This window comes from Variovorax sp. OK212 (assembly GCF_900112425.1).
Taxonomy (GTDB): domain Bacteria; phylum Pseudomonadota; class Gammaproteobacteria; order Burkholderiales; family Burkholderiaceae_C; genus Variovorax.
Window position 1 is genome coordinate 222,048 of the sequence record NZ_FOLP01000005.1, and the last position, 11,801, is coordinate 233,848.

General features: G+C 69.9%; 10 protein-coding genes. 4 read left to right on the forward strand and 6 right to left on the reverse strand.

Annotated elements, in window-relative coordinates; genetic code table 11:
• Window positions 1–50 precede the first annotated feature (50 nt).
• Window positions 51–1,538, forward strand: coding sequence for an MATE family efflux transporter (locus tag BM004_RS17595; protein WP_093128939.1), 1,488 nt, complete (start codon window positions 51–53; stop codon window positions 1,536–1,538).
• Here BM004_RS17595 and dbpA read toward each other — a convergent pair.
• From dbpA to BM004_RS17615, 4 genes are all read right to left on the reverse strand, one after another.
• Window positions 1,504–2,943, reverse strand: coding sequence for an ATP-dependent RNA helicase DbpA (gene dbpA, locus BM004_RS17600; RefSeq protein ID WP_093215337.1), 1,440 nt, complete (start codon window positions 2,941–2,943; stop codon window positions 1,504–1,506). The genes BM004_RS17595 and dbpA overlap by 35 nt on opposite strands.
• Before the next feature lie 85 nt (window positions 2,944–3,028).
• A complete protein-coding gene (gene infA / locus BM004_RS17605) occupies window positions 3,029–3,295 on the reverse strand; it encodes a translation initiation factor IF-1 (RefSeq protein WP_093128941.1) in 267 nt (88 codons plus the stop codon).
• 58 nt (window positions 3,296–3,353) lie between these two features.
• Window positions 3,354–3,623 carry a hypothetical protein gene (locus BM004_RS17610; protein ID WP_093129146.1) on the reverse strand — a complete coding sequence of 90 codons (270 nt, stop codon included), beginning with the start codon at window positions 3,621–3,623 and terminating at the stop codon, window positions 3,354–3,356.
• A gap of 363 nt (window positions 3,624–3,986) precedes the next feature.
• Window positions 3,987–5,228 (reverse strand): MFS transporter, encoded by a 1,242-nt coding sequence (locus tag BM004_RS17615; RefSeq protein ID WP_093215340.1) that lies wholly within the window; start codon window positions 5,226–5,228, stop codon window positions 3,987–3,989.
• Between the two features lie 82 nt (window positions 5,229–5,310).
• Between BM004_RS17615 and BM004_RS17620 the strand changes: the two genes are divergently transcribed.
• Window positions 5,311–6,798 carry a MocR-like pyridoxine biosynthesis transcription factor PdxR gene (locus BM004_RS17620; protein WP_093215343.1) on the forward strand — a complete coding sequence of 496 codons (1,488 nt, stop codon included), beginning with the start codon at window positions 5,311–5,313 and terminating at the stop codon, window positions 6,796–6,798.
• A gap of 80 nt (window positions 6,799–6,878) precedes the next feature.
• On the forward strand, window positions 6,879–7,961 hold the full coding sequence (locus tag BM004_RS17625; RefSeq protein WP_093215346.1) for a catalase family protein: 1,083 nt from the start codon (window positions 6,879–6,881) through the stop codon (window positions 7,959–7,961).
• Between the two features lie 22 nt (window positions 7,962–7,983).
• On the opposite strand, the gene BM004_RS17630 is transcribed toward BM004_RS17625, so the two are convergent.
• Window positions 7,984–9,039 carry a sugar phosphate isomerase/epimerase family protein gene (locus BM004_RS17630; RefSeq protein ID WP_093215349.1) on the reverse strand — a complete coding sequence of 352 codons (1,056 nt, stop codon included), beginning with the start codon at window positions 9,037–9,039 and terminating at the stop codon, window positions 7,984–7,986.
• A 161-nt stretch (window positions 9,040–9,200) separates the two neighbouring features.
• Here BM004_RS17630 and BM004_RS17635 point away from each other — a divergent pair, with 161 nt between their 5' ends.
• Entirely contained in the window at window positions 9,201–10,097 is an 897-nt protein-coding gene (locus tag BM004_RS17635) for a gamma-glutamyl-gamma-aminobutyrate hydrolase family protein (RefSeq protein WP_093129148.1), read from the forward strand.
• 42 nt (window positions 10,098–10,139) lie between these two features.
• Here the strand turns inward: BM004_RS17635 and BM004_RS17640 are convergent, their stop codons facing one another.
• Window positions 10,140–11,780 carry an acyl-CoA dehydrogenase family protein gene (locus BM004_RS17640; protein ID WP_093215352.1) on the reverse strand — a complete coding sequence of 547 codons (1,641 nt, stop codon included), beginning with the start codon at window positions 11,778–11,780 and terminating at the stop codon, window positions 10,140–10,142.
• Between the last annotated feature and the right edge of the window lie 21 nt (window positions 11,781–11,801).

An 11,801-nucleotide genomic window follows, 5' to 3' on the forward strand; every position in this document is an offset into this window, starting at 1 on the left:
TAAAAGTGATGAATGTTCGACCCGCAATTAGGCCACACCATGGATTTCACATGCCGGTAACGGAAGCAACCGGCAGTGTCGCGCGTGCGCGCTTCGTTTCGGGGTCGCTGCTGCGCCATGTCTGCGTGATGGCGGGCACCGGCGCCATCGGCCTGATCGCGGTGTTCGCGGTCGATCTGATCAACCTGTTCTACATCTCGCTGCTCGGCGAAAAGGAGACGGCCGCGGCGGTCGGCTTCGCGGGCGTGGTGGGGTTCTTCCACGCGTCGCTGTGCATCGGGCTGACCATCGGCATCGCGGCGGTGGTGTCGCGCACGGTGGGCGCGGGGCGCACCGAGGACGCGCGCCGCATCGGCACCTCCAGCCTGGTGCTGATGGCGGCGCTCTCGGTGGTCGTGGGCACGGGCACGGCCTTCTTCCTGCACCCGGCGCTGCACGCGCTCGGCGCGCAGGGCGAGACGGCGCGGCTCGCGCAGCGCTACCTGTCGGTGACGGTGCACACGCTGCCGCTGCTGGGCGTCGGCATGGCGACCTCGGCGCTGCTGCGCTCGGTGGGCGACGCGCGCCGCTCGATGACGGTGACGCTCGCGGCGGCCTTCGTGACCGCGGTGCTCGACCCGATATTGATCTTCGGCTTCGGGCTGGGGCTCGACGGCGCGGCCATCAGCGCGGTGGTCTCGCGCACGGTGCTGGCGGCCATCGGGCTGCACGGCGTGATGGTGAAGCACCGCATGCTCGGGCGCTTCGATGCATCGCGCCTGGCCGGAGACGCACGCGCGCTGGGCACGGTGGCCGGGCCGGCGGTGCTGACCAACCTGGCCACGCCGGTGGGCGCGGCCTTCGTCACGCATGCGGTGGCGCAGTTCGGCCCGTCGGCGGTGGCGGGCGCGGCCACCATCGACCGGCTCACGCCGGTGGCCTTCGGGCTGGTCTACGCGCTCAGCGGCGCGGTCGGGCCGATCCTGGCGCAGAACCTGGGCGCGGGGCAGTACAAGCGCGTGCAGGAGGGGCTGCGCGACAGCCTGCTGTTCATGGTGGCGTCGGTCGCGGTGGCGTGGCTGGTGCTGGCGCTGGGCCAGGGGGTGCTGATCCGCGCATTCTCGGCCGACGGGCTGGCGGCCGAGCTGATCTCGCTGTTCTGCAGCTGGCTGGCCGCGAGCTTCTTCTTCGCGGGCGGGCTGTTCGTGGCGAACGCGTCGTTCAACAACCTCGGGCATCCGCTGCTGTCGACCGGGTTCAACTGGGGGCGCGCCACGCTGGGCACGATCCCGTTCGCGTGGTGGGGCTCGCACTACGGCGCGGCCGGCGTGCTGATCGGCCAGGCGGTGGGCTCGTCGATCTTCGGCTTGCTGGCGGTGGTGGTGGCCTTCAGGCTGGCCGCGAAGCTGGCGCGGCAGCAGGCCCCGGATGCGGCGCCGGCCCCGGTGCTCGATGCACCCGTGGCGCCAACCTCGGCGCATGCCGAGGCCGCGGCGCTTGCCACGCCGCAGCCTGCAGCGGCAGTTACTCGGACTGCAGCGTCAGCATCCGCACCCTGACCGATTTGCCCTTCACGCGCCCGCTGGAGAGCTTGCGCGCTGCTTCCTCGGCAATGGCGCGGTCCACCGCCACGTAGGTCGAGAACTCGTTGACGTTGATCTTGCCGACCTGGTCCTTGGCATAGCCGCAGTCGCCGGTCAGCGCGCCCAGCACGTCGCCGGCGCGGATCTTTTCCTTGCGCCCGCCCACGATCTGCAGCGTGGCCATCGGCGGCTGCAGCGGCGCGCCCTTGCCCGGCGTGAGCTCGGCCAGGTCGTGCCATTCCGACTCGCGTCCCTGCAGCTGCTCGATCTTCCCGACGAAGCCCATCTCGTTCATGCTGGCCAGGTTCAACGCCAGCCCTTCCGAGCCGCCCTGCTGGCCCACGCGGCCGGTGCGGCCCACGCGGTGGATGTGGATCTCGGAGTCGGGCGTCACGTCGACGTTGATCACGGCTTCGAGGTGCGAGATGTCGAGGCCGCGCGCCGCCACGTCGGTGGCCACCAGCACCGAACAGCTGCGGTTGGCGAACTGCACCAGCACCTGGTCGCGCTGGCGCTGCTCCAGCTCGCCGAACAGCGCCAGCGCGCTGAAGCCCTGCGCCTGCAGCACCTCGACGAGGTCGCGGCACTGCTGCTTGGTGTTGCAGAAGGCCAGCGTGCTGACGGGGCGGAAATGGTCGAGCAGCAGGCTCACGGTGTGCAGCCGGTCGCTGTCCTTCACCTGGTACCAGCGCTGGCGGATCTTGCTGCCTTCGTGCTGCGCCTGCACCGTGATCTGCTCGGGGTTCTTCATGAACTGCTGCGCGAGCTTGGCGATGCCTTCGGGGTAGGTGGCCGAGAACAGCAGCGTCTGGCGTTCCTTGGGGCACTGGCGCGCCACCTTCACGATGTCTTCGAAGAAACCCATGTCGAGCATGCGGTCGGCCTCGTCGAGCACCAGCGTGTTGAGCGCCCCGAGGTCGAGGTTCTCGCGCTCGAGGTGGTCCATGATGCGCCCCGGCGTGCCCACGACGATGTGCGCGCCGTGCTCCAGGCTGGCGATCTGCCCGCGCAGCGCAACGCCGCCGCACAGCGTGACGACCTTGATGTTTTCTTCCGCGCGCGCCAGGCGGCGGATTTCGGTCGTGACCTGGTCGGCCAGTTCGCGCGTGGGGCACAGCACCATCGCCTGGATGGCGAAGCGGCGCGGGTTCAGGTTGGACAGCAGCGCCAGCGCGAAGGCGGCGGTCTTGCCGCTGCCGGTCTTGGCCTGGGCGATCAGGTCCTTGCCGAGCAGCGCCGGCGGCAGCGCGGCGGCCTGGATGGCCGTCATCTGCGTGTAGCCGAGCTGGGTGAGGTTGGCCAGCATCTGGGGCGAAAGCGCCAGCGTGGCGAAGCCGTTGTCGGCTGGGGTGCCGCCGGCTGTGGGAGTGGGTGTGGTCATTCGTTCAGCAGCCGTGGCCCACGAAAAACAAAAAGCCTTGCCAGCGCCCTTCGCGGGGCGCCGCAAGGCCTTCGTCAATCGCGGATCAGCGGCGGGGAGAGTTGTTGCCGCCGGTCGGCGGCGGGCCGCGACGTTCCAGGTGACGGAAGGTGATACGGCCCTTGGTCAGGTCGTAGGGCGAGAGTTCGAGCGACACCTTGTCACCCGCCAGGATGCGGATGTGGTGCTTGCGCATCTTGCCGCCGCTGTAGGCGATCAGCTGATGGCCGTTGTCGAGCGTGACGCGGTAGCGCGAGTCGGGCAGGACTTCGGTCACTGCGCCGTTCATTTCGATCAGTTCTTCCTTGGGCATGTGTGGTTACCTCTGAATCGTTCGATGTGTGTTGGAGATGGATTTGGGCGTGATTGTTTCAGCCCGCGCATGCAAGCGCGAGAGGGGCCGTCTTCGAGACCTGGGGGGCGCGTTCGCGCACCCAGCCGAGGCCCTGGTCGATGGCATAGCCCAAGGCGGCGGCATGGCTGGCAAAGCGCGGCGTGAAACGCATCACGCGGTCGTGCATGCCGCTGCCGTGGCCGGAGCGGATCGAGACGGAAGCGGCGAAGTTGCCGTCGTCCTGGTGTCGAATGAGCGGGGAAACAAGGTACTTGCCCACCGCGATACTGTGTTGAATGATGTCCATGAAGCCTTGGCACAGCGCGCAGATGCAAAGCGCGAAGTGCCTGAAAAACAATTGAAAACGGGCGTGGGCCGGCCGGAATGGCGCGGCGAACGCGCTATTCGCTTCAACAAGAACGAAGGCAGTGGTGGCAATCATGGGCGCCCGGTCTGGCGCTCCAACACACTGTGAAGCCGGCTTGGGAATGAGGGGCCTGAAGAATCCAAGGGACAGTACAGGTCAGCCGGCGGTATTGACGAAATTCTTCGTCGTGGTATCGAAACGAACCCGACATTATAGCTTGCGAGGCATGACAGCTGCTTGTCTTAATTACAACGATTCCATGAAAAAGGCCCCGAAGGGCCATTGATCAAGCGCTATTTGCTATCAAAAACATAGCTCCGTCGCGGCGCAACGGCCCGCGCGTGCCTTTCGTGCATGGTGTGCCGCACGCAGCAGCAGCACCAGCCCCGCGAATTGGGCGGCCGCGCCCACCCAGCCCACCGCGCCCACGCCGGCCAGTTCGATCGCCGCGCCGCCCAGCGCCGAGCCGGCCGCAATGCCGAGGTAGACCGCCGACGCGTGGAGCGACAGGGTCATCGGCGCGCGTTCCGGCGCCAGCCGGATCAGCCGCACCGCCTGCGCCGGCCCGAAGCCCCAGCCCGCGAAGCCCCACAGCGCCGACAGCGCCACGACCAGCGGCAGCGCCAGCCCGCGCGGCAGCATCTGCGCGGCGAACGAGAGCCCGCCCAGCACCACCACCAGCATCAGCGCGAAGCCCTGCGCCATGCGGTCGGCGCCGAAGCGGTCGGTGGCCCAGCCGCCGGCCGCCGTGCCCAGCGCCGCCGCCACGCCGATCGCGAAGAACACCGCGCTCACTCCTTCGGCGCCGAAGCCCAGCGTGCCCGACAGGAACAGCGCGATGTACGTGTAGAAGCTGAAGCCGCCCGTCGCCCAGAGCATGGTCACCAGCAGCGCCGGCAGCACGCCCGGTTCGCGCGCCACGGCGAAGGCGGGAGCGCGCTGCGTGGGGGCCGGCGCTGGTGCTGCATTGCGGGGCAGGCCGAGCGCGAGCCCGGCGGTCGCCAGCACCGCCACCGCGGCAATCAGCAGGTAGGCCGTGCGCCAGCCGCCCCAGCCCGCGATCCACGCGCCCAGCGGCACGCCGAGCGCAACCGCCACCGTGCCGCCGCCGCTCACGATGGCCAGCGCCCGGCCGCGCAGCGCGGGCGCCACCATGGCCGCCGCCATTGCGCTCGCGGTCGGCAAGAACACGCCCGCCACCAGCCCCAGCGCGACCCGCGCCAACGCCAGTTGCGTGAAGCCGTGCGCCATCGACGCCGCCAGCGTCAGCCCCGAAAACGCCGCGAGGCTCGCGACCAGCAGCGGCCGGCGGTCGAAGCGCGCGAACAGCGCGGCCATCAGCGGCGAGCCGATCGCGTAGCTCAGCGCGAACAGCAGCACCAGTTGCCCGGCGCGCGCGGCGCTCACCTGCAGGTCGGCCGCGAGCACGGGCAGCAGCCCCGCGACGATGAAGCTCTCGGTGCCGATGGCGAAGGCGCCCAGCGCGAGCCAGGCGAGGCTTGTGGGCAGCCTGTCGGGCCGGGGCGCAGCGGGATCGGTGGGCATGAAGGGCTCCTTGGAGGGTGTTCGATGCCTTCAGGATAGGTTTGCAAGTGGCTCTTCAAAAGAACCACAATCGGCGAAGTTCATGGAGCCACTTTTCGAACTCGCCCTCCGCCTGCCGGACGCCGGCTCGCGCGACCTGCTGCGCGAGCTGCACCGGCAATTGCGCAGCGCCATCCTCGACGGCCGGCTGCAGCCCGGCGCGCGCCTGCCCGCCACACGGGCCTTGGCGCAGCAGTTGGGCGTGTCGCGCAACACCATGCTCGCGGCCTACGACCTGCTGCTGAGCGAGGGCTACCTGCTGGCCCGCCCCGGCGCCGGCACCTACGTGGCCGACACGCTGCCGAATGCTCGCGGCGGTCGCGGCACTCGAAGTGGCCGCGCTCCGAAAGCCTCGACGCCGGCAAGGCGCGACCCCCGGCTGGTGCCGCTCGACGTGCCCGGCGCCGACCTCGCGCCCACGCTGCAGCCGCAGGCCGCGCGCGACGACTTCCGCGTCGGCCTGCCCGACGTGAGCCTGTTTCCCTTCGACATCTGGCGCCGCCTGTCCGACCGCGCACTGCGCCATGCCGCGCGACAGGCCGCTCGTTTCGCGGACTACGCCGACCCGCAGGGCCAGGCCGCATTGCGCGAGGCGATCGCGGGGCACGTGTCGTTCACGCGCGCGGTCGGCTGCACCGCCGCCGACGTCGTCGTCACCGCCGGCGCGCAGCAGGCTTTCGGTCTGCTGGCGCGCATCCTCGTGGTGCCGGGGCGCACCGTGGTCGCGGTCGAGCAGTTGTTCTATCCGTCGCTGCGCGAGGCCATGCTGGCGGCTGGCGCCCGGGTGGTGACCGTGCCGACCGACGACGAAGGCATGTGCGTGGACCGCATCCCGCCCGAGGCCCGCGTGGTCTGCGTGACGCCCTCGCACCAGTTCCCCACCGGCGTGGCGATGTCGCCGCCGCGCCGTGCCGCGCTGCTGGCCTTCGCGCGGGCGCGCAACGCGGTCGTCATCGAGGACGACTACGACAGCGAGTTCCGCTTTGCCGGCCGCCCGCTCGACGCGCTGCAGACGCTCGATCGGGCCGAGTCGGTCTTCTACGTCGGCACCTTTTCCAAGAGCCTGTTTCCCGCGCTGCGGTTGGGTTTCGTGGTGGCGCCGCCCTGGGCGCGCGCCGCGCTGGTGCGCGCGCGCGAGTTGGCCGACTGGCACGGCCCGGTGCTGGCGCAGGAGGCGCTGGCCGCGTTCATCGCCGAAGGGCACCTGGCGCGCCACATCCGCAAGATGCGCAAGCTGTACGGCGCGCGGCGCACCGCGTTGCTCGAGGCGCTGGCGCGGCACGGCGCGGGGCGGCTCGAAGCCGTTGCGTCCGACGCGGGGCTGCACCTGTCGGCCCGGCTGCTGGGTGCCACGCGGGCCGATGCGGTGGTCGAGCGCGCCGCCGCGGCCGGCATCGTGCTGCCGCCGCTGTCGCGTTTCGCGCTCGATGCCAACGCGCCGGGCGTGCCCAACGGGCTGGCGTTCGGGTACGGGCTGATCGGGGAGGCGCAGATCGACGGCGCGGTTGGCCGGCTGGTCCGGTTGCTCTGAGCCCGCGCAGGCGTTCGAGTGCACGCTTTGTCGTCACGCTCCTACAGCCGTGGCTGGGTGCCGGTGCGCTCAATCGCGCCATGAACACGACCACCCTTTCCGCCATGCCCGTGCGCTACGACCCTGCCGTCGAGACCTTCCGCGACGACGAGGCGCAGACACAGAAGGATCTCGTGGCCACGCTCGTGGACATGGCCAGCACCATGGCCGACCACACCGGCCATGCGATGCGCGCCGTGCACGCCAAGAGCCATGGCCTGCTGCGCGGCGAGTTGCGCGTGCTCGATGGCCTGCCCGAACCGCTGGCGCAGGGCCTGTTCGCGTCGGCGCGCCGCTATCCGGTGGTGATGCGGCTGTCGACGCCGCCCGCCGAGGTGCTCGACGACCGCGTCTCGCTGCCGCGCGGCATGGCGGTGAAGGTGCTTGGCGTCGAAGGTGCGCGCGTGGAGGGCTCCGAAGGCGGCACCACGCAGGACTTCCTGTTCGTCGACGGCCCGGTGTTCGCCGCGCCCGACGCCAAGGGCTTCCTGCGCAGCCTGAAATTGCTCGCCAGCACCACCGACAAGGCGCCCAATGCCAAGCGCGTGCTGTCCAGCGTGCTGCAGGGCCTCGAAAAAACCGTCGAAAGCTTCGGCACCCGCAGCGGCACGTTGATCGCGCTGGGCGGCCATCCCGAGACGCATCCGCTCGGCGCCACCTTCTTCACCCAGGTGCCGCTGCGCTACGGCGCGTACATCGCCAAGCTGCAGCTCGTGCCGGTGTCGCCCGCGCTGCTGGCGCTGGAGAACGCGCCGCTCGACCTGGCCGGCAAGCCCGACGGCACGCGCGAGGCGGTGGCCGATTTCATCCGCCAGTACCCGGCGGTGTGGGAGTTGCGCGCGCAGCTGTGCATCGACCTGGAACGCATGCCGGTGGAAGACGCCTCGGTCGAATGGCCGCAGGAACTGAGCCCGTTCGTCGCCGTTGCGCGCATCACCGCCGATCCGCAGGAGGGCTGGAGCGAAGCGCTGGCTCGGGAGGTCGACGACGGCATGGCCTTCAACCCGTGGCATGCACTGGCTGCGCATCGTCCGCTGGGCAACGTGATGCGCGCGCGCAAGGTGGCGTATGCGGCGTCGTCGGAATTCCGAAGCGAGCGCAACGGCTGTCCGATACACCGCTGACGCCCGAGCGGCTTGGCCCGGTTCAGCCGATCCCCAGCATCCGCTTGTTCGCCGCCACATCCACCGCGCCGGCCGCGAAGTCGTCGAACGCCCGGTCCGCCACGTGGAGGATGTGCTCGGCGATGAACTTCGCGCCTTCGCGCGCGCCGTCTTCCGGGTGCTTGATGCAGCACTCCCACTCCAGCACCGCCCAGCCCGGGAAGTCGTACTGCGCCATCTTCGAGAAGATGCCCTTGAAGTCGACCTGTCCGTCGCCCAGCGAGCGGAAGCGTCCGGCCCGGTTGATCCAGCTCTGGAAGCCGCCGTACACGCCCTGCTTGCCGCTCGGGTTGAACTCGGCGTCCTTCACGTGAAAGATCCTGATGCGCTCGTGGTAGTGGTCGATGTACGCCAGGTAGTCGAGCTGCTGCAGCAGGAAATGGCTCGGGTCGTACAGCAGGCAGGCGCGCGGGTGGTTGTTCACGCGCTCCAGGAACATTTCGTAGCTCACGCCGTCGTGCAGGTCTTCGCCGGGGTGGATCTCGTAGCCCACGTCCACGCCCGCGGCGTCGAAGGCATCGAGGATCGGGCGCCAGCGCCGCGCCAGTTCGTCGAAGGCTTCCTCGATGAGGCCCGGCGGGCGCGGCGGCCACGAATACAGGTACGGCCATGCCAGCGCGCCCGAGAAGGTCGCGTGCGCCGTGAGGCCCAGGTTGGCCGAGGCCTTCGCCGCGAAGTGCAGCTGCTCCACCGCCCACTGCTGGCGCCGCACCGGGTCGCCGCGCACCTCGGGCGCCGCGAAGCCGTCGAAGCCCGCGTCGTAGGCTGGGTGCACCGCCACCAGCTGGCCCTGCAGGTGGGTCGAGAGTTCGGTGATCTCCAGCCCGTGCTTCGCGAGCGTGCCCTTCACCTCGTCGCAGTAGGTCCGGCTCTGCGCGGCCTTCTTCAGGTCGAACAGTCGCGCGTCCCAGCTGGGGATCTGCACGCCCTTGTAGCCCAGCCCCGCGGCCCATCCGGCGATGCCGTCGAGCGTGTTGAACGGGGCGGTGTCTCCGGCGAACTGGGCCAGAAAAATGGCCGGGCCCTTGATCGTTTTCATCGGCTTGTCTTCCTTCTTGGTCCTGGTGGCGTTGAAAGCATACTTGGCGTGTCGTCCGACCCCGTGCGAGAGGCCAACGAGCCACAATGGACTTTCATTTCCGCTCCTTCGGCACACCTTTGCGCACACCGCGTCCGGTTCCCTCCGACGACGGTCCCGTGATGACACAACCTGTTTCCGCCCGGCTCAAGATCGGCCTGTCCGCCTGCTTCTCGCACGCCGACCCGGCCCGCTCGCTCTTCTCCAACAAGACGCTGCAGTACGTCGAGCAATCGATCGCGCACTGGCTCATGTCCGCCGGCGCCATGGTGGTGATGGTGCCCTGCCCCACCGGCGACACCGCGCGCGGCGACACCAAGCTGTCGCACTACGCCGAGTGGCTCGACGGCGTGGTGATGCACGGCGGCGCCGACGTCTGGCCCGGCAGCTACGGCGAGGTGCCGCTGAAGGACGCCTGGGTCGGCGACCGCATCCGCGACCTCTACGACCTGGCGCTGGTCGAGGCCTTCGAGCAGGCCGGCAAGCCCATCTTCGGCGTGTGCCGCGGGCTGCAGCTCATCAACGTGGCCTTCGGCGGCACGCTGTACCAGGACATCGAGGAGCAGCACGGCCACCCCGAGACGCTGAAGCACCGCGACCCGGTGACCTACGACCAGAACTTTCACCAGATCGAGATCGTGCAGGGCACGCGGCTGGCCAAGCTCTACCCCGAGGTTCGGAGCGCGCGCGTCAACAGCATCCACCACCAGGGCGTGAAGGACATCGCCCCCGGCTTCGACGTCGAGGCCTGGAGCCTGCCCGACCGTGTGCCCGAGGCCATTCGCCGCCGGTCCGACCGCGGGCGCAGCTACATCTCCGCGACCCAGTGGCACCCCGAGTTCCACAAGTACGGCAGCACCGAGACGGTGGACGACACGCCCATCCTGCACGACTTCCTGTGGGCCTGCGCCACCGCCAAGGTGGCGCCGCGCACCAGCACGGGCAGCATGCGCGACATGCCGGGGCGCATTCGCAACCGCGCGGCGCGGTTGCTGCGCCAGGCGCTGCTTCGGCGCTGAGCGCGGCGCGCTTTCAGCGCCCTTTCATCAACTCCTGTTCTTTCAACGCCAGGCCGCGCGCACCAGCGCGCCCGGATCGCTGGTGCCGGCGCTGATGCCCGTCACCGCGCCCCAGTCGGGATCGAATCGGCTCGACAGGAACGCGGCCGAGGCCTCGGCGCTCGCGTGCTCCAGCATCAGGCAGGCCTGCGCCGCCAGCACCAGCCGCTGCGTGAAGCGGCGTGCCTGGCGCTCCAGGTCCTGCGGCGGCAGCTGCACCATCCGGCGCACCGCCTGCAGCTCGGCCTGCAGGCGCGGCTCGCCGGTGGCGATGTCGCCCAATTGGTCGAGCACCAGGTGCACGTCGTCGGGGTTGCGCGAGACGGCGCGCAGCACGTCCAGGCACATCACGTTGCCCGAGCCTTCCCAGATCGAGTTGACCGGCGCCTCGCGGAACAGCCGGCCCATGGGCGCGTCTTCCACGTAGCCGTTGCCGCCGAACACCTCCATCGCCTCGCCGGTGAGCGCCACCGCGCGCTTGCAGTTCCAGAACTTGGCCGCGGGCGTGAGCAGGCGGCGCCAGGCCGTGTCGATGGGCGCGGCGGAGCCGAAGCGCGAGGCCAGGCCCATCGCCAGCAGCGTGGCGCCCTGCGACTCGAGCGCCATGTCGGCCAGCAGCTCGGTCATCACCGGCTGGTCGACCAGCGCCTTGCCGAAGGCATGGCGGTTGCGCGTGTAGTGCAGCGCCTGCGCGAAGGCCTGGCGCATGAAGCCGGCGCTGGCCAGCGCGCAGTCCAGCCGGGTGACGGTCGCCATCTCGATGATGGTCGGAATGCCGCGGCCCTCGTCGCCCACCAGCACGCCCCAGGCTTCCTTGAACTCCACCTCGCTGCTGGAATTGGAGCGGTTGCCCACCTTGTCCTTCAGCCGCTGGATGTGGATGGCGTTCTTGCTGCCGTCGGGCCGCCAGCGCGGCACGAAGAAGCACGAGGAGCCGTGCTCGTCGGTCTTGGCCAGCACCAGGTGGCCGTCGCACATCGGCGCCGAGAAGAACCACTTGTGGCCGGTGAGGAGGAATTCTTCGCCCCACGGGCCGCTGCCCGCGGGCACGGCGCGCGTGGTGTTGCTGCGCACGTCGCTGCCGCCCTGCTTCTCGGTCATGCCCATGCCGACGGTCACGGAGGTCTTGCGTTCCAGCGGAATGTCGCGCGCGTCGTGTTCGTTCGACGCCAGCTTGTCGCGCAGCACGGCGTACAGCGCGGCGTTGCGCCGCATCACCGGAATGCAGGCCTTGGTCATGGTGGTCGGGCAGGTCGAGCCCGACTCGATCTGGCTGTGCATGTACAGCGAGGCGCCGTAGCCCACCCAGGCCGAGGGCCGCTCGTCGAAGAACGGCAGGTTGGCGATGCCGTTGCGCCGCGCGATGGCCATCATCGTGTGCCACGCGGGATGGAACGCGACCTGGTCGATGCGCTCGCCGATGCGAGAGTGCGTGTGCAGCTCGGGCTCATGGCGGTTGGCGAGTTCGGCGGCGCGCAGCGTGGCCTCGGCGCCGTACTCCGCGCCCTGGCGCACCAGCTCGTCGTCGCGCCAGCCGGCACCGCCGTTGGCCACCGCGCTGCGCAGCGCGGGGTCGCTGGTGTAGACGTTGTAGTCCTTGAGTTCGGGGACCTGGTTGTCGGGGTGGATGCCGGTGGTGGTCATGGCCGCTGCCTCTCTTGTCTT